The organism is Vreelandella sp. EE27 (genome assembly GCF_968206495.1).
In genome coordinates this window covers 2544485-2566325 of record NZ_OZ309109.1, presented here as the reverse complement: position 1 = coordinate 2566325, position 21841 = coordinate 2544485, and the positions used below count along the sequence as shown (strand labels likewise).

Here is a 21841-nt window from a genome sequence, read left to right as displayed (position 1 = left end):
AGGTGGGCGTCTTAGCGCCCTGGTGCAGTGACAAAAGCGCAGTTCGAGAATTTGCGCTAACGTTACAATGTACGGTAACAATAATGTCATGGGGAGGCGTCACGCTGTGCCCCATGACCCCTAACAAAAGGAAGGATCCATGGATTTAAACGCACTCAAGGGCTTCGTCGAAGAGTCCGATAACTTCGAAATTCGCGTCATTACCCATTCGGGTAGCCGCTTTTATCAGGTAGAGCTCGAAGATGTCGAAGGCAGCCGCCACATGCTGACCCGGCAGAACAAGCCGATGCTTTTCCGCTCCCTCGACGATGTCTATCTGGAGTTGAAGCGTGCCGGTATTCATCGCGCTTATCTGGTTCAGCACGTGCCTCACGATGAAATGATCGGCCGCGCTGCGCACTATAGTGAGCCACTCACCTCGCGGATGCCGCTGGTTTTCTAATACCCTTGGCACTACTTTAATTTTTCACCCACCCGCAACGAGTTTTTCGTACCACTGCCCCAGCCGTACACGGTGGCGGGCAAATAAACGGTAGCCTGCATTCATCACCCCGCGCAGGCCCGGTAAGCAGGAAAGCCAGACCCATCGCCGGTAGCCCAACACTGAATAGAGGGCCCGGCTCGCATCCATTCCGATATACCACGCCCCGTTGTTGTCGAGTACATGCAACTTCCCCATGAGCGCATCGAAATCCGGCCCCGAAGTCATGGGTTCGAAACCTTCCGCGCGAATATCGACAAGCTCCACCCTATTACGATGATGATGTTTGGAGAGCCAGGCGACCTCTTTTTGGCAAAACGGGCAGCGGCCGTCGTAAAAAAGCGTGACCGGCGCGGCGGCGTTTTTGGCGGCGTCGAAAGAATTTTTCATGGTGTTACCGGCCTTTATAGCCTTGAGTGAAGGGGGCTGACCGTAGCACGGCCTATTTTAGTGGAAGCTTACGCAAAAGAGTTCGGCCTAGACATAATTGAATCCGTAGTTATACAAATAATGTTAATAGTATAACTTCATACCGCGAATTTGCTGAAAAGTGGTAAGCTTTCGCCACTAAAAATCTTCAGGAGCGATGGCCATGAATGAGACCGTTCAGACAGATCAGCCAGGGGAAGGGCGCCTGGTGCACGCACCGGCGTCGCATCCGCCGGTGGCGCGTAAAAAGGTCGGCGTGGTGCTGGCCAATCTGGGGACGCCGGATAACACCGACTACTGGTCCATGCGGCGCTACCTGAACGAGTTTCTGTCCGACAAGCGCGTCGTGGACTATGCCGATTGGAAGTGGCAGCCGTTATTACAAACCATCATCTTGACCAAGCGGCCCTTTGCCTCGGGCAAGGCGTACAAAAGCATCTGGAACACGGAAAACGACGAAAGCCCGCTTTTGACTATTACCCGCGCTCAGACCGACAAAATCGCTCGGCGTTTGAAGGCGCTTTACGGCGATGACGTCGAGGTGGATTTTTGCATGCGCTACGGCAATCCGTCGACGCCTAGCGTGCTCAACGCCATGCAAGCGAAGGGGTGCGAGCGGATCGTTTTCTTTCCGCTTTATCCGCAGTACGGCTCGCCCACCACGGCCACGGCCAACGACCAGGCGTTTCGTAGCCTGATGAAAATGAAGTGGCAGCCGGCGCTGCGTACCGTCCCCGCCTACTTTGACCACCTGAGTTATCTCAGGGCGCTGGCCAACTCGGTAGAAGAGGCGTATAGCGGCTTCGCGACCCGGCCCAGCAAGCTGGTGGCAAGCTACCACGGCGTACCCGAGCGTTACTTGCTGGAAGGTGACCCCTACCACTGCCACTGCCAGAAAACCACGCGGCTACTGCGCGAAACCCTTGGCTTCGATAAAGAAGAGATCGACACGGCGTTTCAGTCTCAGTTTGGCCCGGAAAAGTGGGTCGGACCGCAAACCGTCGAGCACGTGGCCGAACTTGCCCGCCAGGGGCACAAGCATATAGCGGTTATCTCGCCGGCGTTTTCGGCGGACTGCGTTGAAACCCTCGAGGAGGTCGAAGAGGAGATACGCGATGGCTTTATCCACGCAGGTGGCGAGACCTTTAGTTATATTCCCTGCTTGAACGATCGCGACGATCATATCGATGCGCTGGTCGAGGTGATCAACACCGAGTTGGGAGGGTGGCTTTCAACGCCGCGTTAAGAGAATAATATAAGGAAATTCAAGCATTAACCTAGCAGGCTAAGTAGATTTTCGGGCGCGTGCTTGCAGGCGCTCGATGGCAACCCGCGGCTTGCTGTTATAAGGTTTACGCCTTTAGTATCACAGTTATTCAACGCTGCGGTAATGGAGTCGCCGCGACATGTGTGCCCATCGTCCTGGGCATCACTCAGGGAGAACACGTTAGATGCAGCTCGCCATTTTGCTAGGTTTTTTACTGGCCGCTTCAGCCCCCTTGATGAACCGCTGGTTCGGGCAGCAGACAAGCTTCTTGCTGGCCCTGTTTCCTGCTGCCATCGCGGTGTGGCTTTTAAGTCAGGCGGGCAGCATCGTCACAGAAGGCCCGCTGCTTTTAGAGTGGCAATGGGTGCCTTCACTGGGCATCAGCCTGACCTTCATGATCGATGGCCTATCGCTGCTGTTCGGTCTTTTGATTACGATCATCGGTACCTGCGTGCTGGTTTATGCCGGCGGCTATCTGAAAGGCAGCCCGGACATCGGGCGTTTTCACGTGGCGATGCTGGCGTTCATGATGTCGATGCTGGGCCTTGTCATGGCCGATGGGCTGTTGACGTTGTTCGTGTTTTGGGAGCTGACCAGCATTACGTCGTACCTGTTGATCGGCTTTAACCATACCGATCTACAGGCACGTAACTCCGCACGGCAAGGCCTGTTCGTAACGGTGGCGGGCGGGCTTGCGCTAATGGCCGGGTTGGTGCTTTTGGGTATTGCCAGTGGGTCCTGGTCGTTCTCCGAGATACTGGCTGGAAGCGAAGACCTTCGCGAGCACGCGCTGTATGTACCGATGGTGGTCTGCCTTTTGTTGGGCGCGTTCACCAAGTCCGCGCAGTTTCCGTTTCACTTCTGGCTACCCAACGCTATGGCGGCTCCTTCGCCGGTGTCGGCCTATCTGCATTCCGCCACCATGGTCAAAGCGGGTATCTACCTGATGGCGCGCCTGCAACCGGAGCTGGGTGGCACCGAGCTTTGGGTGTGGACGCTGTCGCTGGTAGGCGCGTTCACCATGTTTACCGGCGCCTTTTTGGCGATCCACCATACCAATATCAAAAAGCTGTTGGCGTACTCCACCATCATGGCGCTGGGCACGCTGACCATGCTGTTGGGTATTGGTACCGACTACGCCATGACCGCCTTTGTCACCTTCATGCTGGCCCACTCCCTGTACAAAGGGGCGCTGTTCATGGTGGCGGGGATTCTGGACCATGAAACCGGCACCAAGGACGTGACCGAAATGGGCGGGTTGCGAACGGTGATGCCGGTGACTGCCACGATTGCGTTCGTCACCGCGCTATCGCTTTCTGGCGTGCCGCCGTTGTTTGGCTTTATCGGCAAGGAGCTGATGCTCGAAGCGGTGCTCGGCGCCGAAGGCTTTCAGGCGGTGCTTTTGGGGCTTGCTTTCGCCTCGGCGATCATGACCATCGCCGTAGCCGCCATCGTCGCGCTGCGCCCGTTCTTCGGCAAGTATCGGCCGACGCCCATCGAGCCCCACGAGGCGCCGCCAAGCATGCTCATCGGCCCGGCGCTGCTCGCCTTTGGCTCGCTGTTTTTTGGGTTGGCCCCCGCGTTTTTCGGCATCGACGCACTTTTGACCGCGGCGGCCAGCGCTATCGTGGGAAGAACCCTCGAGGTATCGCTTTCGCTTTGGTACGGCGTCAACGCCGCGCTGATTCTGTCGGTCGTGAGTCTGGCGCTGGGCTTTTTGCTCTTCAAACGCTGGGACAGCGTGCGCGGCCGCCTCAGCGTGCTGGCGCCGATCCAGCGGCGCGGACCAGAGGCGGGTTACGAAGGCGCGATGAACGCGATCGTGCGCTTCTCCGAGTGGCAGACCCGCATTCTGCAAAACGGCTATATGCGCAACTACATTCTGGTCATGCTGGTGGTGTTGATCGCGCTGGTGGGCTATTCACTACTGGTGCGCCATACGCCGCTTTTGAGTTTCGAGCTGGACGTACGCTTTCACGAGCTCATCGTGGTGGGCACCATGGCGATGGGCGCCATCTTCGCGACCATTTCGCGCTCTCGGCTGGGTGCGGTGGTCTCGGTGGGCATCATGGGCTTCTCCATCGCGTTGATCTTCATCCTCTTTAGCGCGCCGGACCTGGGCATTACGCAGCTGCTCGTCGAGACGCTGACGGTCATTTTGCTGGTGCTGGTACTGTTCAGGCTACCGCGCTTTTCCAATCTATCGACCAGCCTTGAGCGCGTGCGCGACGGCGCGATCGCCACGGCCATGGGCGTATTGATCTTTTTACTGGTCATGACGGCGTGGAGTATCGACCAGTTCGAGTCGATCTCGACCTACATGGTGGAGAACAGCGCGCCACTGGCGCATGGGCGCAATATCGTCAACGTGATTTTGGTGGATTACCGGGCGCTGGATACGCTGGGTGAGATGTTCGTGCTGGCGCTGGCCGCGATCGGCGTGATCGCCATGCTCAAGCTTCGCCACACCGCGCCCGAAGAGGCCAAGGCCAGTGACGATAAAGCGGCGGCCAAGGAGTCTATCGATGGTTAAATCAGGCACGATCATCCTCAACACGGCAGCGCGCTTTTTGATGCCGCTGCAGCTGATGTTCTCGGTATTTCTACTGCTGCGCGGCCACGACGAACCCGGCGGTGGCTTCATTGCCGGGCTGGTGGCGGCGGGGGGCTTTACGCTGTATTTGTTTGCCTTTGGCGTAAGCGCCACCAAAGAGGTGCTGCGCATGCTGGACCCGCGGGATTTGATCGGCATCGGGCTGTTGCTGGGCATGATTTCCGTCGTGCCCGCCTGGTTTCTCGATCAGCCCTTTTTGACCGCCCAGTGGTGGACCATTCCGATCATCGAGTTCAAGGCGTCGACGCCGCTCATTTTCGATGTCGGTGTGTACCTGGCGGTGCTGGGCTCGGTGGTGGGTATGGTCATGGCATTGATGGAGGTGGATAAAGATGAACCTTAACGAGCAGGGAGGCCGTTTATGGAGCCGATAATGGCCCTGGCGATCGGGCTTTTATACGCCACCGCCGTATTCATGATGCTACGTCGATCCATCGTCAAACTGGTGATTGGGCTGCTGCTTTTGTCCAACGCCGCCAACCTTTTGATCTTTACGACGGCGGGGATGACCCGCGGCGCGCCGCCGCTTATTCCCGAAGGCATGTCTCAGCCGCTTGGCGAAGTGGCCGACCCGCTGCCCCAGGCGGTGGTACTAACCGCCATCGTGATCGCCTTTGGCGTGCTGGCCTTTGCCGTGGTATTGATCCGCCGCGCCTACGAAATCGTCAAGGCAGACGACCTGGATAAGATGAAGGATACCGACACGTGAGGCCTGAAGTTGCACTGCCCGTTTTACTTCCGCTGTTGTCCGGGGCGCTGTCGCTGCTTTTTTGGCGCTCGCGCCCGATGCAGCGCTTTCTTGCCGTGGCGGGTAACGTTGCCTTACTGGTCGTAAGCCTTTGGCTGTTCGTGTCTGTCTTGAATGACGGCTACGTGACCATGCAGATGGGCAGTTGGCCGGCGCCGTTCGGTATTACGCTCATCGCCGATATGCTCAGCGCGGTGATGATTCTGATGACCGGTATCATCGGCCTGGCCATGGGTGTCTATTCGCTGGCTTCGACCGGGCGCGGCCACGAAAAATTCGGCTACTACCCGTTGATGCACCTGCTGCTGGCGGGGGTGGCCGGCGCGTTTTTGACCGGCGATATCTTCAACCTCTATGTCTGGTTCGAGGTCATGCTGGTGGCGTCCTTCGCACTGCTGATTTTGGGCGGGGAGCGCGCGCAGATGGAGGGGGCGATCAAGTACGTGACCCTTAATCTTTTGGCCTCGGTGATCTTTTTGACCGCCATCGGGCTTTTGTACGGCACCGTGGGCACGCTCAACATGGCCGATATCGCCGTGCGCATCGAGCAGCTCGAGCATTCAGGCATGGTCGAGGTGCTGGCGGTGATGTTCATGGTCGCCTTTGGCATCAAGGCCGCCGCCTTTCCGCTGTTCTTCTGGCTGCCCGCTTCGTATCACACCCCGCCCGTGGCGGTGTCGGCGCTGTTTGCCGGTCTTTTGACCAAGGTGGGGGTGTACTCGCTGTTTCGCGTTTTTACCTTGATATTCGATCAAACCATGGGCTACTTGCAGGACATCATGCTGTGGGGGGCGGTGCTGACCATGGTGACCGGGGTGCTGGGCGCCGCTGCGCAGTACGAATTCCGCCGCATTTTGTCCTTTCATATCGTCAGCCAGATCGGCTACATGATTCTCGGGCTGGCGATATTTACGCCGCTGGCCATCGCCGGCGGGGTGTTCGCGATCATGCATAACATCGTGGTGAAGACGAATCTGTTTTTGATTAGCGGTATCACCCACCGGCTGCAGGGCACTTACCAGCTCAAGAAGATGGGCGGGCTTTACCGCCAGTCGCCTGGGCTTGCGGTGGCGTTTTTCGTCTCAGCCTTTTCGCTGGCGGGTATACCACCGCTTTCCGGCTTTTTTGCCAAGTTCGTGCTCATTCGAGCAGGCCTCGAGGCCGAGGCGTATGTGGCCACCGGGATTGCGCTGGCGGTGGGGCTGATGACGCTCTACTCCATGGTGAAAATCTGGAACGAGGTCTTCTGGAAAGCGCTTCCCGAGGATAACGAGGTGCCCGCGGCGCAAACGCCCGTGGGCGATGACGGGCGACTTCTCAAGCCAAGTCTTTGGATCATGTATCTGCCCGTGATCGTGTTGGCGTTCATGTCGCTTGCCATCGGTCTCTTCGCCGAACCGATCATGCAGGTCATGACGATTATCGGCGAGCAGCTCTTCAACCCGGCAGGCTATGTGGACGCCGTATTGGGCGGCGCGCTTGGGGAGGAATTGCCATGACCGGTGCGATTTGGAATTTGCTGCTGGGCCTTGCCTGGGTGCTGCTGAGCGGCGACTTCACCGGCCTCAATCTGCTGGTGGGGATGATCTTTGGTTATATTGCGCTGGTGCTGATCGAGCACCAGGTCGATGCGCTCAAGGGCTATCCCGCGCGCATCCCGCGCATCATTCGCTTTCTCGGGTTTTTCATCAAGGAACTCATCCAGGCGAACCTGCGCGTCGGGTTCGATATTTTGACGCCGCCCTGGCACATGAAGCCCGGTGTGATCGCCATGCCGCTGTCGGCGCGCACGGAGATGGAAATCACCATGGTGGCGAACCTTATCTCGCTGACCCCGGGAACCCTGAGCCTGGACGTCTCCGACGACCGGCGGGTGCTGTATATTCACGCCATGTTCCTCGACGACGAGGACGAGCTGCGGCGCAACCTCAAAGAGATGGAGCACCGCGCACTGGAGCTATTTCGCTAATGAGTACCGTCATTTTAATTAGCCAGGTCATCATGGGGCTGGCGCTGGTGCTTACCTTCGTACGCGTGGTACGCGGGCCGAGCCTGCCGGATCGCGTCGTAGCGCTGGAACTATTCTCGACCACGGTGGTGGGGCTGGTGGGGGTTTATGCCGTTCAGTCCGAAGTGGCCAGTTTTCTGGACGCCGCCATCGTGATCGCGCTGATGGGCTTTCTTGCCGCGATCGGCTTCGCCCGCTTTTTGGAAAGAGGAGGGCCGCGGGATGATTGATGTCATAAAAGCAACGCTGCTGCTGGGGGGCTCGCTGTTTATCCTACTGGCCGCGATCGGGCTTTTGCGCCTGCCGGATCTTTTGACCCGTATGCACGCCACCACCAAGGCCGCCGCGCTGGGCGTGATACTGATCATGCTGGCGGCGGCCATGCACTTTGCCGAGGTGGGGGTGGTGGCGCGATCCTTTGCGATTATCCTGTTCATTCTCATGACCGCACCAGTGGCTGCCCACGTTATCGGCCGTGCGGGCTATTTCGTGGGCTCCAAACTCTGGAGTGGCACCGTCAAGGACGAGCTCAAACCCAATTACGATCCGTTGACCCACGAGCTCAAAAGCGGGCTGGAAACCCAGGAAAATGCCAAGCGGCCACCTCGCGCCAGCGACCCCTGACCCGCCAGTGCCGGTTTGATGCCAACGTAAAAAGATGAAATTATAATTTTTAAATTAACTTGTGTTAATGAATGAAACCGCTTCTTATGGAGCGGTTTTTTTGTATTCAATTGACCCAAAGCGAAAAAACATGGACACTGTCCATGTACAATAATAGTATTGTACAAGATAACCTGTTCAGCTATTACGTTTGACAGGGTCGAGACACTCCATAGATATGCCCCGGATCTGGTTATTAAGCCCACGATGACCGCGTTCTATGCCCGCATCCATACATGAAGTCGTAATGGACGCCAAGCTGTTTGGCGCGCTACAGCGGATCACGCCGCCCATGCACACCCAGCCAGCAGAGCACGCTTAGGAGGCACCTGACATGAATTTAACGACCGATATTGTTTGGCTACACGACAATCTGCGCGTGGCGGATAACCCGCTATTAAGATTCGACGCGCGGCCGGATCAGCTTATCTGCCTCTACGTGTTGGATGAGCGCTTGCTCGAACCCTGCCTTGCCGGTGAGCAAACGCCGCGCTTGGGGGCTGCGCGGCTGCGTTTCATATGGCAAAGCCTGATGGAGCTTCGCGGCGAACTCTTGCAGCGCGGAAGCGACCTTCTAGTACGTATCGGCGACCCGGCCTCAACGGTCGTAAAACTTGCCAGTGACTATCAGGCGCGCAGTGTAAGGGTAGCGACACACTCGGGTTACGAAGAGGCTGAGCACATCAGCCGCGTGGCCGAGTCGTTGCCTTCACCCAGCGTGCTTGAATGCATGGAAAGTGGCTATCTTTTCGACCAGCAGGCGCTTCCCTTCGCACTGGAAGATATGCCTGCCAGTTTCTCGGCATTCCGCCAGCGCCTGGAAAAAAACTGGGAGGTCGCGGAAGCGCTCGACGCCCCCTTTACGCTGCCAGGCTGGCCCGAAAATGCCTCTCGCGGCTTTCCACCGCTTCACGCTGTAAGCGAACAGAGCGCTTTTTGGCAGCCAGATGACCGCCAGGGATTCAATTTCGTAGGCGGTGAAACGGCGGCCCTTAGCCGTCTCAACCAGTATCTTTGGCAGCAAAGCGGCGCCGAGTCCTATAAAAAGACACGTAACGGCCTTTTGGGCGCCAACTTCTCGACCCGGTTCGCCCCCTGGCTTGCTCGCGGCTGTCTTTCGGCGCGTCAGGTCTATAAGGAGATCAAGGCCTGGGAGGAGGTGAACGGCGCGACCGAATCGAGTCAGTGGATCGTGTTCGAACTTCTCTGGCGCGACTACTTCCATCGCAACGCTCAGGTGGAAAAGGCCCGGCTTTTTGGCAGTGAAACGCTGCCCGAACCCTGCGACAAATTCGACCTTTGGCGTGAAGCGAGTACCGGCGTGCCGTTCATCGACGCCGCCATGCTCGAGCTGAGTAAAACCGGATGGATTTCCAGCCGTGCGCGCCAAAACGTGGCCAGTTTTCTGATCAAGGATCTCGGCGTCGACTGGCGCCTAGGCGCCTGGTGGTTCGAGCACTGCCTGGTCGATTACGATGCGGCCAATAATTGGGGCAACTGGAGCCATCTTGCCGGTACCGGCCGGGATGGGCGCAAGGACCGCTACTTCAACGTGCTCAAACAAGCTAGGCACTACGACCCCAAAGGGCTTTACGTCGCGCATTGGCTGCCTGAGCTTGCATCCTTCGAACTCAGCGCGAAACGCCACCAGCCGTGGCGCTGCGCGCCGCAGACGTTCGAGCCACCCTGTGTGTCACCCCGTGAGTGGAGCCGGTGGTTGCTTGACGAACCCGTGCCAAGTGCTTTTGAGCCCAAAGAGCCGTTGAAATCCGATGAGGGTCGCAAAGAAGTCTCTGATACCGAGACCAGGCTGACCCGCTCATTGGAAAAACAGGCTACCCAGACCCGCCAGCCCGTAGAAGAGCCTGAAGAAGCCGAAGAGTAGGGGATATCAGCGGCTTTCGTTGACTTCATTAGCTGGTAAGTGCTGCCAATCCAGGCCATTATCGATCTCTGCCAAGGATTGCCTGGAGATCGATACTATGTCGTTGAAATTTAATATATTAGCAGGCTATCGAGGTCTGCACGTAGGCGCGCTAAGCCTGGCCTTGGGTGGTTTGCTGGCCGCGGCACCCGTTCAAGCGAACCTGCAGCTAATGAGCGAAGTGGATGCGCGCGGGGCCCAGCAGCTAAGCGCAGCCAACTTTAACCAGTGGCGCGAGGATTTTCGCCGCTACGCGCGCACCCAGGGCATTAGCGAGGCGACGCTGTCAGAGGCTTTCGACGGTTTGCGCTACCGCGAGCGGGTCATCGAACTCGACCGTTACCAGCCGGAGTTCGTTCGGCCCATTTGGGCCTATCTGGACTCCGCCGTCTCCGATGCGCGGATAAGCAATGGGCGGGAAAAGCTCCAGGCGCATCGCCAAACCGCCGATCAGATGCAGAGCCGTTTTGGCGTGCCCGCCGAGATCATCGTGGCCATCTGGGGCATAGAGAGCAATTACGGCAGCAACTTTGGCGATTTCTCCACCCTCGAAGCACTCGCCACCCTGGCCTTCGACGGCCGCCGTCGCGAGTTCGCCCGCAACGAGCTACTTGCCGCGCTGCGTATTATCGATCAAGGCGATATTTCCGCCGAGCAGATGAAAGGTTCCTGGGCCGGGGCCATGGGCCATACCCAGTTTATTCCTTCGAGCTTTGAAGCCTACGCCGTCGATGGTGACAACAATGGCCGCCGCGATATCTGGGGCAGCATCCCCGACGTCATGGCCTCCACCGCCAACTACCTTGCCAAGGCCAACTGGCAACCCGGTAAGCCTTGGGGGCGCGAGGTGATCCTGCCCAATGATTTCGACTACGCGCAAACCGAGCGTCGCTCGACGAGCGAATGGGCAAGCCAGGGCGTGCGTGCGGTCAACGGCGAACTGCCGGACTTCGACAGCGGGGCGATCATCGTGCCGGCAGGTGCTCAGGGCCCCGCGTTTTTAGTCGGGCCCAACTTCCGTTCGATCCTGCGTTACAACAACGCTACCAGCTACGCCCTCGCGGTGGGAACGCTGAGCGACGCCATCGCCGGGCGCGCGGGTATTAGTCAGTCCTGGCCGCGGGATGAGGCACCTTTGACCCGGGACGATGTCAGAACCCTCCAGCAGCGGCTCAACGCGGCTGGCTACTCGGTCGGAACGCCGGACGGCATCATGGGGCCCAACACGCAAAGTGGTCTGCGCACCTTTCAGCGCGACCAAGGCTTGACGCCGGATGGTTTCGCCACGCAGTCGCTGCTGGAGCGCCTTCGCTAACGGCGGCGCAGTACGGTAATTTTTACTCAAGGATGACAGGCAATGAGCATGGCTTTTTTTAAAAAAGTGAGCGTTTTCGCCATTACGGGCGCGGTACTGGCCAGTACCAGTGCCTTGGCCGATGAGCGTAAAGTATACGGCTGGGTCGAAAATGCGCTGATCGACTCCTGGGATATTACGGTGAAGGCGAAGCTCGATAGCGGCGCCTTGACGTCTTCGCTTGATGCCCGGGATATCGAGCTTTTTGAAAAAGACGATGAGGACTGGGTGCGCTTTCGTTTGCAGCTAGAGGACCAGCAAAGCGGCGACACGTTTAGCGATGAGATCGAGCGCCCGCTGTATCGCGAGCTGACCGTGCGCGGCGCTGGCGGTAAGGATGACCGTCCGGTCGTGCTGCTGGATATCTGCATGGGGGATACGATCTATGAAGAGCAGTTTAGCCTTCGCGACCGTGATGAAATGAACTATCCCATGCTGTTGGGCCGGCGCAGCATTGGCCATCTGGGGCTTCTCGATGTCGATAACACCTTCCTGCAGAGCCCGAATTGCGGTGATGACGCCGAGTACGTGGCCCACGACCCCAGCGAAGACGAGGAGTAAAGGCATCTGCAGCGTAAGCGTTATGCAGTAGATACCAGAAGTACCGGCCAGGCGCCTCGCTTGGCCGGTACTGAGGCGCATAGGCGTTGCGCTAAAAAAGCTTCGAAAGTAGCGCCGTCACGGCGGTCTCCACCCGCAGGATGCGAGGGCCCAAATGGATCCCCTCGCAGCCTGCCTCCAGCAGTTTTTCGACCTCCCAGGGTATGAACCCGCCTTCCGGGCCGACCAGCAAAAGCGTTGGGTCGGTAACGCCTCGTGGGCAGGCGTTGGTCATGCCCGGATGGGCCAAAAGGCCGTGGTGCTCGGCCAAAAGCGTCGGCAACCGGTCTTCCAGAAAAGGCCTAAACCCTTTAGCCAGCGAGATTTCTGGCAGGATCGTATCCTGGGTTTGCTCCAGGCCTAGAATGAGGTGCTGATGTATTTTGTCCGGTGTGAGTTCCGGCGACTGCCAGTAGCTTTTTTCTACGCGCTTCGTGTGCAACAGGGTGAGGTGTTTGACCCCCAGCGCCGTCACGTGCTCCAGGGTGCGCGCCAGCATACGCGGGCGTGGTAGCGCCAATACCAGGTGAACGGGAAGCGGCGGGGGCGGCGTTTGCGAAAGCGTCGTCACCTTGAACACCGCGCGCTTCTCGCCGAGTTCCAAAAGCACCGCCTTGCCTACGCAACCGCCGAGCATGCCGACAGTGAACTCGTCGTTCACCTGGGCGCGGTGAACGCGCGTCAGGTGTTCCAGGCGGCGGGTGTCGGTCAGGGTAGCGCGCCAGTCGGCGTCAAGCTCGTCGGGGGCAAGCAGTATCAGGTTCATGGGGCTCATCGAAATAGGACTGGATAAAGCGCCGAGTGCAGGTTGTCGCCTCACTTGGCTTGCATGCGTGCGCGTTGCAGGCACAATAACAGCAACGGCGGCAAAAGCCTTTACCGCGTTTAAGGAGATGCGCTGTGCGCGTGATTCGCAAATATGCCAACCGGCGATTGTACGATACTCAGCAAAGCCGGTACGTAACGCTTGAAGACCTGCGGCGGTTGATTATCGACGAAGAGCCATTCCGCGTCGAGGACGCCAAAAGCGGTGAGGACCTGACGCGGACGATTCTGCTATCGATCATCATCGAACAGGAGCAGGCCGATAATGATTCCGAGGTTTTTTCCAACGATCTTTTAGCGCAGCTGATCCGTGTCTACGATATGTCGTCGCCGCTGCCGCTGTCGCGCTATCTGGAGCAGGGCACTCAACTGATGCTGCAGCAGCAAAAGCGGATGCAAAACCAGTGGCAGCAAGCACTCAAAAACTCGCCCATGGAGCTAATGCGCGAACTTGCCGAGGAGAACATGCGTTTTTGGCAAAGCGCGCTGAATAAGCCAGGGCCAGCGGATGACGACAATGATAACGAGCGCTCCTAGCGCCACGCTACAGGTTTGCTGTGGCATAATGCGCCCAGGTAACGCATCCGCTCGATAAGGAAAGACATGAACGTTTTGATGATAGGTGGCGGCGGGCGAGAGCACGCCCTGGCGTGGAAACTCGCGCAGTCGGCACAGGTAACGAAGGTGTTCGTCGCGCCCGGCAATGCGGGGACCGCCCGGGAACCCTCGCTTGAAAACGTGGCCATCGAAGCCACCGATATCGATGGCCTGCTGGCGTTTGCCCAGCGTGAAAACATCGCGCTGACCGTCGTGGGGCCCGAGGCGCCACTGGTCATTGGCGTGGTGGACCGCTTTCAACAGGCCGGGCTTGCCATTTTCGGCCCCACCCAGGCGGCGGCTCAGCTCGAAGGCTCCAAATCCTTCACCAAGGATTTCCTCGCCCGCCATCAAATCCCTTCCGCTGCCTATCAAACCTTTACCCGGGTCGACGACGCGCTCGACTACCTGGCCGAGGTCGGCGCACCGATCGTCATCAAGGCCGACGGCCTGGCCGCGGGCAAGGGTGTGATCGTTGCCATGAGCGAGGCGGAAGCCAAGGCGGCGGTTCGCGATATGCTCGAAGCCAATGCCTTCGGTGATGCCGGCGCGCGGGTGGTCATCGAGGAGTTTCTCGAGGGCGAAGAAGCGAGCTTTATCGTCATGGTCGACGGCGAGAACGTCGTACCCATGGCCACCAGCCAGGATCATAAGCGTGCCTTCGACGGCGATACCGGCCCGAATACCGGCGGCATGGGAGCCTACTCGCCGGCGCCGGTGGTCACACCGGAGATCGACGCGCGAATCATGGAGCAGGTGATTTTGCCCACGGTGCGCGGCATGCGCGATGAGGGCAACGCCTACACCGGGTTTTTGTACGCGGGCCTTATGATCGACGAGGCCGGCAACCCGAAAGTGATCGAGTACAACTGCCGCTTCGGTGACCCGGAAACCCAGCCAATCATGATGCGCTTGACCTCTGACTTCGCCGCGCTTTGTTTGGCCGGGGCGAAAGGCGAGTTGGCCGGTTTTGAGTGCCACTGGGACAGCCGCGCTGCGGTGGGCGTTGTGATGGCCGCGGGCGGCTACCCCGATAGCTACCGCAAGGGGGATGTCATTACCGGGCTTGACGAAGCGGATACGCGACACTGCAAGGTCTTCCACGCCGGTACCGCGCAAAATGAGCAGGATGAAATCACCACCGCCGGTGGGCGTGTGCTGTGCGTCACAGCGCTTGGCGAGAGCGTGCTGGAAGCCCAGGCAAAGGCCTATCTGGGCGTCGAGCAGATTCACTGGCAAGATGTCGAGTATCGTCGCGATATTGCGCACCGGGCCATCGCACGCGAGCAGTCACGCTAATTTTACAGCCGTTTATCAAGGAGTGAGCTATGGAGCGCGTCACGCTGGATTTTCCTGAGGCAGCGATTATTCACCGCCACTCCTTGTCGGTGCGCATTACGGACATGAACTACGGCCGTCACCTGGGCCACGATGCGCTGGTGGGGCTGATCGCCGAGGCGCGCGCCCAGGCGTTGGCCGCGCTTGGGTTTCCGGAGTGGGATCTGGCGGGCTATCCAAGTGTCGTGGCTGATTTGACCGTATTGTACCAGCGTGAGGCGTGCTTCCCCGAGGTGCTTTCGATCGAAACCGCCGTTCCCGAGCCCGAAGGCAAGGCCCTTGTGGTTTATCACCGGGTTTTGAATGCGCAAGACCAGCGCGTCGCGACGGCCAAACTCACGCTGATGCTGGTCGATACGGCCGCCCGGCAAACCGTCGAGGTGCCCGCAGAGGTCAAGCGTGCGCTCGCCCATGCCCGAGGTCTCTAATGTCGCGTGAGTATCCGATTATTGCGATCACCGGCTCGTCCGGGGCGGGCACGACCACGGTCCGGCGAAGCTTCGAGCGCATGTTTTTGCGCGAGGATATCCACGCGGCGATCGTCGACGGCGACGCTTTTCACCGCTATACCCGTGACGACCTGCAGCGTATCTTCCGCGAAGAGCCGGACCGCAAGGACGAGCTCTCGCACTTTGCCGTCGAGGCCAATTTGCTCGACCGCCTGGAGGGGCTTTTCGCCGAGTACGGCGAGCACGGCTCGGGCACCTTTCGTCATTATATCCACGCCGAAGACAAGCAGAAGATCGAGGCCGGTTACCGCGTCGGTACCTTTACCGAGTGGCAGTCGCTACCCTGCGGAACGGATCTGCTTTTCTACGAGGGGTTGCACGGTGGCCTGGTAACGCCGGAGTACGATATCGCTCGCCATGCCGACCTTTTGATCGGCGTGGCGCCCACCATGAATCTCGAGTGGATTCAAAAGATCGACCGCGATACCAAGCTGCGTGGCTACTCTCAGGAGGCGGTGATCGATACGATCCTGGGGCGTATGGACGACTACGTTCGCTATATTCAGCCGCAGTTTTCGCGCACGCACATCAATTTCCAGCGCGTACCCACGGTGGATACCTCCAACCCTTTCGAGGTGCAGGATATTCCCACCGACGCGGAGTCCTTCGTGGTGATTCGCTTTCGCGACCCTTCCACGGTGGACTTCCCTTGGCTTTTAGCCATGATCAAGGACGCCTTCATGACGCGCCCGCACACCTTGGTAGTGCCCGGGGCGAGGCTGGCGCTTGCCATGGAGCTCATTTTGGCACCACTGCTGCGTCATTTGCTGGCACAGCGGCGCTTTCGCTAAGCAGGCGCATGGTTCGTTAGCGACGTCTCATCGTTCAATACGTCAGTCAATCAACCTGGCCGCGAACCACATAGTCAACGAACAACATAGCCAGCCAACAACACAGTCAACGAATAACAGGAGCACGTCATGGAGTGTCTTTTCTGCAAGATCATCAATCGCGAAATACCTGCCGATATCGTTTATGAAGACGAGCACGTGTTGGCGTTCAACGATATCGACCCCAAGGCGCCCACCCATCAACTGATCATTCCCAAACAGCATATCGCCACCTTGAACGATATCGAGCCGGATCACCTGGCCGTCGTCGGGCGGCTTCAATACACCGCGGCTCGCTTGGCCAAAGAGCAGGGGTTTGCTGAGGACGGCTACCGCGTGGTGATGAACTGCAACGCCATGGGCGGGCAGACGGTCTATCATATCCATATGCATTTAATGGGCGGACGGCAGTTTACCTGGCCGGCCGGTTAACGCGCGCGACGGGATCAAACGAGGTCATGCCAATGCGGGAACGCCACTTGAGCCGATCGGATCGGTTTATTTCACATTTCGATAGCGCGCTGCGCACGCTGATTCCCAATACCCAGGGAGCGCAGCGCGCCAATCCCTCGGCTTTGACCCCCGAGGCGGCGCTTAGCGAGCTGGAGCGTCGCCACGCGGCCAGTACGCTACGGGTGTTGCATGTGGCCACCGCCGGGGTTCAGGGGCTATGCCAAGGGCAGGTAGGGCTTATTATGCTGCCCAAAGCGCGCCAGCAAATCGATCACTCCCAGCGCGAGGCAATCGATCATCTTGCGTGGTGCCAGCAGCGTCTCGAGCAACTCGAAAGCCGCACCAGCTACTTTACGCCGGTTTACTATGGGGCCGGCGTGGGGCTTGGGATCATGACCGGTTTGATCAACGACCGCTTCGGACTCGGCATGGTAGCGGCGGCCAAGGAGCTGATCGGCCGTCAAGTGACCGAGCAAATGGCGTATCTGCCCGCCGAGGATCATCGCTCCCGCACGCTTATACGCCAGGTTGCCTCCGACAACACCCACCACGCCCAGTTGGCGATCGAAGCGGGCGGTATGCGCTTTCCCGCGCCTCTCAAGTGGGGGATGGGGTTGCTGGGCACTACGTCGCTCAAAAAGGCGCGCTATACCTGAACGGCTTGACGAACCGCACTGGTTGGCCAATTCTAAAGAGTATGAGCATACGCTTTAACGTGGCTCAACCAGGCTACGTTAAAAAACGCATAGGCACCCGCTGGCGCGAGCGGCGGCTTCAGGGATGCAAGCCGGTTGGAAGGCACCGCAATAAAGGAGACGTAAAATGCTGGGTAACGCACTGCTTTTTTTGATTATCGCGATCATCGCCGGGGTACTCGGGTTTTCCGGCATTGCCGGGGTGGCCTCTACGATTGCCCAGGTACTGTTCGTACTCTTTTTGATCCTTTTTCTCGTTTCGCTGTTTACCGGCCGGCGCCGATAGCGTGCCGGGTGCAGGTATAAAAAAAGCCCCTTTACAGGGGCTTTTTTGTGCCACGACTTCGTACAAAAAAACCGGTGCTCAGGCGTCGATACGCTTGTACTTCATCCGCTTGGGCGTGTCGTTGCCGACGCGTTTTTTGTGGTCTTCTTCGTAGTCGGTGTAGTTACCGTCGAAGAACACCACTTCCGATTCGCCTTCGAAGGCCAGGATGTGCGTAGCGATCCGGTCCAAAAACCAACGGTCGTGAGAGATCACGATTGCACAGCCCGGGAAGGCGAGCAGTGCCTCTTCCAGGGCGCGTAGGGTTTCGATATCCAGGTCGTTCGAGGGCTCATCGAGCAGCAGAACGTTGGCGCCTTGCTTGAGCGTTTGCGCCAATTGCAGGCGACCGCGTTCGCCGCCGGAAAGCTCGCTGAGGCGTTTTTGCTGGTCGTTGCCCTTGAAGTTGAAGCGACCCACATAGGCGCGGGAGGACACCTCGTAGCCGTTGATGTTCAGGATATCCTGACCATCGGAGACGGCTTCCCAAACGGTCTGTTTGTCGTCCAGAGCGTCGCGCAGCTGTTCGACGTAGGCGATATCGACCGTGTTACCAATGACCACTTCGCCTTCGTCGGGCTGCTCCTTGCCGGTGATCAGCTTGAACAGCGTCGATTTACCCGCGCCGTTGCCGCCGACGATACCGATGATCGCGCCTGGCGGTACGGTAAAGGAAAGATCCTGGTAGAGGAGCTTGTCGTCGAAGCGCTTGGTCACGTTGTGAAACTCGATGACCTTGTCCCCCAGGCGCGGGCCGGGCGGAATATAGATCTCGTTGGTTTCGTTGCGCTTTTGGAAGTCGCCGGACTGCATTTCTTCGAAGCGGTTGAGACGCGCCTTGCTCTTGGCCTGACGACCCTTGGCGTTACTGCGTACCCACTCGAGTTCCTGCTTGATCGCTTTCTGGCGCGAGGCTTCCTGTTTGGCTTCCTGGGTCAGGCGCTGCTCTTTTTGCTCGAGCCACTGGGAGTAGTTGCCTTCGAAAGGAATGCCCTGGCCGCGGTCGAGCTCGAGAATCCAGCCCGCCACGTTGTCCAGGAAGTAGCGGTCGTGGGTGATCGCCACGACGGTGCCGCTGTAGTCGTGCAAAAAGCGCTCGAGCCAAGCCACGGACTCGGCGTCCAAGTGGTTGGTGGGCTCGTCGAGCAGCAGCATGTCCGGGTTGGAAAGCAGCAAGCGGCAAAGGGCGACACGGCGGCGCTCACCGCCGGAGAGAGTGCCTACTTTCGCCTCCCAGGGCGGCAGGCGAAGGGCTTCGGCGGCCACTTCCAGCTTACGCTCGATGTTGTGCGCGTCCGCGGCCTCGATCATGTTCTCCAAGCGCGCCTGCTCGCTTGCCAGGGCGTCGAAGTCCGCGTCGGGCTCGGCGTAGGCGGCGTAGACCGCATCGAGTTTCTCCTGAGCGGCTTTTAGCTCGCCCAGGGCCTCTTCGACGGTGTCGCGAACGTTTTTCTCGTCGTCGAGCTGCGGCTCCTGAGGGAGGTAACCCACGTTAATGCCAGGCATCGGGCGAGCTTCACCTTCAAACTCTGTATCGACACCGGCCATAATGCGCAGCAGTGTGGATTTACCCGCGCCGTTCAAACCCAGCACGCCGATCTTGGCGCCAGGGAAAAACGACAGCGAGATATCCTTGAGAATTTGTTTTTTGGGCGGCACGACTTTGCCAACCCGGTTCATGGTGAATACGTATTGCGCCATGGAAATCCGTTAGGTTGTTGAACAGGGTGATCAAAAAAAGATGCGGGCGTAAATGATAGTGCCCCGAGCGAGTAAAGGCCAGAAAGAGGGCGGCCAACGTTATCGCTTGGTGCCGTGAAGACGCTAAAAGGGCGCTCTTGTGCCTAGTCGTTCCAGTCGTCTTCGATAGCCCGCTTGAGATTACGCTCTTCAAGCCAGGCCTCTACCTGGCGGCGTGCGCGCAGGGTATCGCCCTTGCTGGGCTTTTGCTTGCCGTACTGCTCGTCGTTGACTGCATCCAGGCTTTCGAAATCGTCGGCCTCGAGATTTGCAGTGCTAAACGTATCGCGATTCAAGGGGTCACGGCTCATGAGATGCCCTCCAACCCAAGCCGGCGTACCGGCGTTTTATAGGCTTAGCGCTAAACGTTGGCTAAGCGCCCAGCGCACCACTGCGCTTAGGCGCTGTATAACGCCGCTTGGATTGAAGTTCAAGCTTTAAATGCAGGCGGGGTGGATCAGGCGCTTTCCTGCTGTTTTTGCAGATCAGAAAGGGCCCGTTGGGCCTCGACGCGCTCGGAGACGTCTTTTTGAACGCCGACGCAATACATCAGGTTATCGCTTTCATCGAATACCGGCGTGATGGAGAGCTCGTTCCAGAACATGGTGCCGTCCTTGCGGTAGTTGCGCAGCACCTCGCGAGAGGGGCGACCGCTTTTGAGCGCCTCGCGGATCCGGTCAAGGGCGTCCTGGTCGCGGTCATCGTTTTGCAGAAAGCGACAGTCCCGATAAAGAATTTCATCGGCGGTGTAGCCCGTCAGGCGTTCAAAGCCTTTATTGACATAGATGAGAATATTTTCATCGCCTTCCTGCTCGGACACGACGATGCCGTCGTCGGATGCATCTACAATGCGCTCGAGTAATTCAGGGTTGATTAAAGGAGATCGTTTCATAAAAAATCCTGTTGCTAATCGCTCTTCCGTTGCCATGGCGCTGTACGTCAGCGCGGGAATCAACGGTACTTAAACACGCCAAACAGCATTAACATAGGCAGCAACGCTGGCGGTGGCAAATTATCCTCTCTTATCCAATGAGCGGGCACGCCAATGCGCGCCTGGGAGGGCTCATTCGACCTCGGGCAGCCGGTAGGCGCTGAGTATGGCGCAAAACGCCGTGAATGCCAGTACGAGCAGCAGTAGGGCACTGCCTAGCCACTGCGCCAGTGCGCCCACCAGCCCCCCCACGGCAAGCATCAAGACACCGGTCAGCGTATTGGAGAGCGCCACGTAAAGCGCACGATTATCCTGATTGGCGATATCGACCAGGTAAGTCTTGCGGCCAAGGCGCACGCCATGGTGAATGATCACCAGCAGCGCATAGACGACGGCGTAGGGCACGATGCTTTGCGTCCATTCACCGCCCACCCACACAAGGCTTGCGCCCAGCAGGCAGCAAAGCGTCGTGCCCAGGGCGGCGTAGCCCATGACGCGGCGGCTGGATTGGTCGGCAAGCCTGCCCCATACCGGGCTAGCAACCATCGCCGCCAGCCCTGACAAGACGACCAAAAAGCCCAGACTGCCCAGGCCGGTACCGCTTTGCTGTTGGCCGAGCAGCGCGATGTAGGGAAGCGCCAGGGCGCTCGAGAGCAATAACGCGCGGGAAACGTTGAAGTGCAAAAAGGTGCGGTCGGTTTTTAAAAGCGAAAACCCGTACTTGATGCTCTGCCAGGCATTTTCGCCGCCCCCTACCGCGCCGGGTTCTTCCTTGATGCGCGCCACACAAAAGGCATTGAGTAGCCAGCCAAGGGCTGCGACGGCGAGCAGCGTGGCCAGCGCCCACTGGCCGGGACTTTCGTTAAACAGCATCAATACGCCGCCGGCGGCGAGGGTGGTGGCACCGGCGACGCTACCGCTATAGCCCATGAGCGTGCCGCGGCGGCGTTTGGCGATGGTTTTACCCATTACATCCTTGGTGGCAATGGAAGAGATGCCCCGGGCGAGGGAAAGCAGCACCAGCACGCCAAGCACTAGTGCCCCGCCCAGCGAACCACTGCCCCAAAGGGCCAGTAACGCTAAGCAGAACGCGCACACCCCTTGAAGCACGGCCCCGGCGGCCCATATCCATTTGCGCCTGGGTTGGGGCCTGATGAAACCGGCCACGAATATCTGCGGAAGCAGGGCGCCGGCTTCACGGATGGGAACCAAAAACCCGACCATCCATATCGGCGCGCCCATGAGGCCCATGAGCCAGGGGAGCACCAGCCGTGCGCTCGAGAGCTCGTCGGCCAGCTTATTGCCTAGCGCTGCAAACAGATGCAAAAAGAAGTTGCGCGGCTGCTCGTGGCACGCCTGTTCCGGTATGTCCTGACACATTCGGCTATCGTCATCGCCGGTCAACCATTCGAACAGTCGGGTTTGGGAAATGGGCTGCTCGGCCATCGCGGTTCCTTGGCAGTTATTAATACAAGGTGACAGAATGCCGTTTTACCACCGCAGGTTAAAG

Annotated in this window: 25 protein-coding genes; 19 read left to right on the top strand and 6 right to left on the bottom strand. The window is 58.8% G+C overall.

Features of this window, described 5'->3' with window-relative positions; all coding sequences use genetic code 11:
- Positions 1 to 139: 139 nt before the first annotated feature.
- A complete protein-coding gene (locus ACWHVV_RS12095) occupies positions 140 to 442 on the top strand; it encodes a DUF6482 family protein (RefSeq protein WP_447529313.1) in 303 nt (100 codons plus the stop codon).
- Positions 443 to 466: 24 nt separating this feature from the next.
- On the opposite strand, the gene ACWHVV_RS12090 is transcribed toward ACWHVV_RS12095, so the two are convergent.
- Positions 467 to 871, bottom strand: a complete 405-nt coding sequence (locus tag ACWHVV_RS12090) for a thiol-disulfide oxidoreductase DCC family protein (protein WP_447926467.1) — start codon at positions 869 to 871, stop codon at positions 467 to 469.
- 202 nt (positions 872 to 1073) lie between these two features.
- On the opposite strand from ACWHVV_RS12090, the gene hemH reads away from it, so the two are divergent.
- From hemH to rloA3, 11 genes are all read left to right on the top strand, one after another.
- The gene (gene hemH, locus ACWHVV_RS12085) at positions 1074 to 2156 is read left to right on the top strand and encodes a ferrochelatase (RefSeq protein WP_447926466.1); all 1083 of its coding nucleotides are present in this window, start codon (positions 1074 to 1076) and stop codon (positions 2154 to 2156) included.
- Positions 2157 to 2361: 205 nt separating this feature from the next.
- A complete protein-coding gene (locus tag ACWHVV_RS12080; RefSeq protein ID WP_447926465.1) occupies positions 2362 to 4710 on the top strand; it encodes a putative monovalent cation/H+ antiporter subunit A in 2349 nt (782 codons plus the stop codon).
- A complete protein-coding gene (locus ACWHVV_RS12075) occupies positions 4703 to 5134 on the top strand; it encodes a Na+/H+ antiporter subunit B (RefSeq protein ID WP_447529309.1) in 432 nt (143 codons plus the stop codon). Before ACWHVV_RS12080 ends, ACWHVV_RS12075 begins: the two co-directional genes overlap by 8 nt.
- An 18-nt stretch (positions 5135 to 5152) precedes the next feature.
- A complete protein-coding gene (locus ACWHVV_RS12070) occupies positions 5153 to 5500 on the top strand; it encodes a Na+/H+ antiporter subunit C (protein ID WP_447926464.1) in 348 nt (115 codons plus the stop codon).
- Positions 5497 to 7038, top strand: a complete 1542-nt coding sequence (locus ACWHVV_RS12065; RefSeq protein ID WP_447926463.1) for a Na+/H+ antiporter subunit D — start codon at positions 5497 to 5499, stop codon at positions 7036 to 7038. The genes ACWHVV_RS12070 and ACWHVV_RS12065 overlap by 4 nt, the downstream gene beginning before the upstream one ends.
- Entirely contained in the window at positions 7035 to 7508 is a 474-nt protein-coding gene (locus ACWHVV_RS12060) for a Na+/H+ antiporter subunit E (protein ID WP_447529306.1), read from the top strand. The genes ACWHVV_RS12065 and ACWHVV_RS12060 overlap by 4 nt, the downstream gene beginning before the upstream one ends.
- Complete coding sequence (locus ACWHVV_RS12055; protein ID WP_447529305.1) at positions 7508 to 7777, top strand: monovalent cation/H+ antiporter complex subunit F; 270 nt, start codon at positions 7508 to 7510, stop codon at positions 7775 to 7777. Before ACWHVV_RS12060 ends, ACWHVV_RS12055 begins: the two co-directional genes overlap by 1 nt.
- Positions 7770 to 8171, top strand: coding sequence for a monovalent cation/H(+) antiporter subunit G (mnhG, locus tag ACWHVV_RS12050; protein WP_447926462.1), 402 nt, complete (start codon positions 7770 to 7772; stop codon positions 8169 to 8171). The genes ACWHVV_RS12055 and mnhG overlap by 8 nt, the downstream gene beginning before the upstream one ends.
- 373 nt (positions 8172 to 8544) lie before the next feature.
- Positions 8545 to 10095, top strand: coding sequence for a DASH family cryptochrome (locus ACWHVV_RS12045; RefSeq protein ID WP_447926461.1), 1551 nt, complete (start codon positions 8545 to 8547; stop codon positions 10093 to 10095).
- A 97-nt stretch (positions 10096 to 10192) separates the two neighbouring features.
- Positions 10193 to 11449 carry a lytic murein transglycosylase gene (locus ACWHVV_RS12040; protein ID WP_447926460.1) on the top strand — a complete coding sequence of 419 codons (1257 nt, stop codon included), beginning with the start codon at positions 10193 to 10195 and terminating at the stop codon, positions 11447 to 11449.
- Between the two features lie 48 nt (positions 11450 to 11497).
- Positions 11498 to 12049 (top strand): retropepsin-like aspartic peptidase RloA3, encoded by a 552-nt coding sequence (gene rloA3, locus ACWHVV_RS12035; RefSeq protein ID WP_447926459.1) that lies wholly within the window; start codon positions 11498 to 11500, stop codon positions 12047 to 12049.
- 91 nt (positions 12050 to 12140) lie between these two features.
- Here rloA3 and ACWHVV_RS12030 read toward each other — a convergent pair whose 3' ends face one another.
- A complete protein-coding gene (locus ACWHVV_RS12030) occupies positions 12141 to 12854 on the bottom strand; it encodes a 16S rRNA (uracil(1498)-N(3))-methyltransferase (RefSeq protein ID WP_447926458.1) in 714 nt (237 codons plus the stop codon).
- Positions 12855 to 12988: 134 nt separating this feature from the next.
- Here ACWHVV_RS12030 and phaR point away from each other — a divergent pair, with 134 nt between their 5' ends.
- The 7 genes from phaR to ACWHVV_RS11995 all read left to right on the top strand — a co-directional run bounded on the left by phaR (position 12989) and on the right by ACWHVV_RS11995 (position 17621).
- Positions 12989 to 13450: a polyhydroxyalkanoate synthesis repressor PhaR gene (phaR, locus tag ACWHVV_RS12025; RefSeq protein ID WP_447926457.1), complete on the top strand. Its 462-nt coding sequence runs from the start codon at positions 12989 to 12991 to the stop codon at positions 13448 to 13450.
- Between the two features lie 66 nt (positions 13451 to 13516).
- On the top strand, positions 13517 to 14809 hold the full coding sequence (purD, locus tag ACWHVV_RS12020; RefSeq protein ID WP_447926456.1) for a phosphoribosylamine--glycine ligase: 1293 nt from the start codon (positions 13517 to 13519) through the stop codon (positions 14807 to 14809).
- Between the two features lie 29 nt (positions 14810 to 14838).
- Positions 14839 to 15276, top strand: a complete 438-nt coding sequence (locus ACWHVV_RS12015) for a thioesterase family protein (protein WP_447926455.1) — start codon at positions 14839 to 14841, stop codon at positions 15274 to 15276.
- Entirely contained in the window at positions 15276 to 16148 is an 873-nt protein-coding gene (locus ACWHVV_RS12010) for a phosphoribulokinase (protein ID WP_447926454.1), read from the top strand. The genes ACWHVV_RS12015 and ACWHVV_RS12010 overlap by 1 nt, the downstream gene beginning before the upstream one ends.
- A 129-nt stretch (positions 16149 to 16277) precedes the next feature.
- Positions 16278 to 16619: a histidine triad nucleotide-binding protein gene (locus ACWHVV_RS12005; protein WP_447926453.1), complete on the top strand. Its 342-nt coding sequence runs from the start codon at positions 16278 to 16280 to the stop codon at positions 16617 to 16619.
- A gap of 47 nt (positions 16620 to 16666) precedes the next feature.
- Complete coding sequence (locus ACWHVV_RS12000) at positions 16667 to 17296, top strand: 3-demethoxyubiquinol 3-hydroxylase (RefSeq protein WP_447926452.1); 630 nt, start codon at positions 16667 to 16669, stop codon at positions 17294 to 17296.
- 166 nt (positions 17297 to 17462) lie between these two features.
- Positions 17463 to 17621, top strand: a complete 159-nt coding sequence (locus ACWHVV_RS11995; protein ID WP_447893793.1) for a DUF1328 domain-containing protein — start codon at positions 17463 to 17465, stop codon at positions 17619 to 17621.
- Positions 17622 to 17699: 78 nt separating this feature from the next.
- Here ACWHVV_RS11995 and ettA read toward each other — a convergent pair whose 3' ends face one another.
- The 4 genes from ettA to ACWHVV_RS11975 form a co-directional block, all read right to left on the bottom strand.
- Positions 17700 to 19361 carry an energy-dependent translational throttle protein EttA gene (ettA, locus tag ACWHVV_RS11990; protein ID WP_447926451.1) on the bottom strand — a complete coding sequence of 554 codons (1662 nt, stop codon included), beginning with the start codon at positions 19359 to 19361 and terminating at the stop codon, positions 17700 to 17702.
- Positions 19362 to 19504: 143 nt separating this feature from the next.
- Positions 19505 to 19711 carry a PA3496 family putative envelope integrity protein gene (locus ACWHVV_RS11985; protein WP_447529291.1) on the bottom strand — a complete coding sequence of 69 codons (207 nt, stop codon included), beginning with the start codon at positions 19709 to 19711 and terminating at the stop codon, positions 19505 to 19507.
- Positions 19712 to 19857: 146 nt separating this feature from the next.
- Positions 19858 to 20292 (bottom strand): PAS domain-containing protein, encoded by a 435-nt coding sequence (locus tag ACWHVV_RS11980; protein ID WP_447926450.1) that lies wholly within the window; start codon positions 20290 to 20292, stop codon positions 19858 to 19860.
- A 171-nt stretch (positions 20293 to 20463) separates the two neighbouring features.
- A complete protein-coding gene (locus tag ACWHVV_RS11975) occupies positions 20464 to 21777 on the bottom strand; it encodes an MFS transporter (RefSeq protein WP_447926449.1) in 1314 nt (437 codons plus the stop codon).
- Between the last annotated feature and the right edge of the window lie 64 nt (positions 21778 to 21841).

Bases quoted from the DNA above. Each gene is read 5' to 3' on its own strand.
- ACWHVV_RS11975 (WP_447926449.1), bottom strand. From the start codon at position 21,777: ATGGCCGAGCAGCCCATTTCCCAAACCCGACTGTTCGAATGGTTGACC.
- ACWHVV_RS11980 (WP_447926450.1), bottom strand. From the start codon at position 20,292: ATGAAACGATCTCCTTTAATCAACCCTGAATTACTCGAGCGCATTGTA.
- ACWHVV_RS12010 (WP_447926454.1), top strand. From the start codon at position 15,276: ATGTCGCGTGAGTATCCGATTATTGCGATCACCGGCTCGTCCGGGGCG.
- ACWHVV_RS12030 (WP_447926458.1), bottom strand. From the start codon at position 12,854: ATGAACCTGATACTGCTTGCCCCCGACGAGCTTGACGCCGACTGGCGC.
- ACWHVV_RS12055 (WP_447529305.1), top strand. From the start codon at position 7,508: ATGAGTACCGTCATTTTAATTAGCCAGGTCATCATGGGGCTGGCGCTG.
- mnhG (WP_447926462.1), top strand. From the start codon at position 7,770: ATGATTGATGTCATAAAAGCAACGCTGCTGCTGGGGGGCTCGCTGTTT.
- ACWHVV_RS12080 (WP_447926465.1), top strand. From the start codon at position 2,362: ATGCAGCTCGCCATTTTGCTAGGTTTTTTACTGGCCGCTTCAGCCCCC.
- hemH (WP_447926466.1), top strand. From the start codon at position 1,074: ATGAATGAGACCGTTCAGACAGATCAGCCAGGGGAAGGGCGCCTGGTG.
- ACWHVV_RS12075 (WP_447529309.1), top strand. From the start codon at position 4,703: ATGGTTAAATCAGGCACGATCATCCTCAACACGGCAGCGCGCTTTTTG.
- ACWHVV_RS11985 (WP_447529291.1), bottom strand. From the start codon at position 19,711: ATGAGCCGTGACCCCTTGAATCGCGATACGTTTAGCACTGCAAATCTC.
- rloA3 (WP_447926459.1), top strand. From the start codon at position 11,498: ATGGCTTTTTTTAAAAAAGTGAGCGTTTTCGCCATTACGGGCGCGGTA.
- purD (WP_447926456.1), top strand. From the start codon at position 13,517: ATGAACGTTTTGATGATAGGTGGCGGCGGGCGAGAGCACGCCCTGGCG.
- ACWHVV_RS12070 (WP_447926464.1), top strand. From the start codon at position 5,153: ATGGAGCCGATAATGGCCCTGGCGATCGGGCTTTTATACGCCACCGCC.
- ettA (WP_447926451.1), bottom strand. From the start codon at position 19,361: ATGGCGCAATACGTATTCACCATGAACCGGGTTGGCAAAGTCGTGCCG.
- ACWHVV_RS12090 (WP_447926467.1), bottom strand. From the start codon at position 871: ATGAAAAATTCTTTCGACGCCGCCAAAAACGCCGCCGCGCCGGTCACG.
- ACWHVV_RS12045 (WP_447926461.1), top strand. From the start codon at position 8,545: ATGAATTTAACGACCGATATTGTTTGGCTACACGACAATCTGCGCGTG.
- ACWHVV_RS12005 (WP_447926453.1), top strand. From the start codon at position 16,278: ATGGAGTGTCTTTTCTGCAAGATCATCAATCGCGAAATACCTGCCGAT.
- ACWHVV_RS12095 (WP_447529313.1), top strand. From the start codon at position 140: ATGGATTTAAACGCACTCAAGGGCTTCGTCGAAGAGTCCGATAACTTC.
- ACWHVV_RS11995 (WP_447893793.1), top strand. From the start codon at position 17,463: ATGCTGGGTAACGCACTGCTTTTTTTGATTATCGCGATCATCGCCGGG.
- ACWHVV_RS12060 (WP_447529306.1), top strand. From the start codon at position 7,035: ATGACCGGTGCGATTTGGAATTTGCTGCTGGGCCTTGCCTGGGTGCTG.
- ACWHVV_RS12040 (WP_447926460.1), top strand. From the start codon at position 10,193: ATGTCGTTGAAATTTAATATATTAGCAGGCTATCGAGGTCTGCACGTA.
- ACWHVV_RS12015 (WP_447926455.1), top strand. From the start codon at position 14,839: ATGGAGCGCGTCACGCTGGATTTTCCTGAGGCAGCGATTATTCACCGC.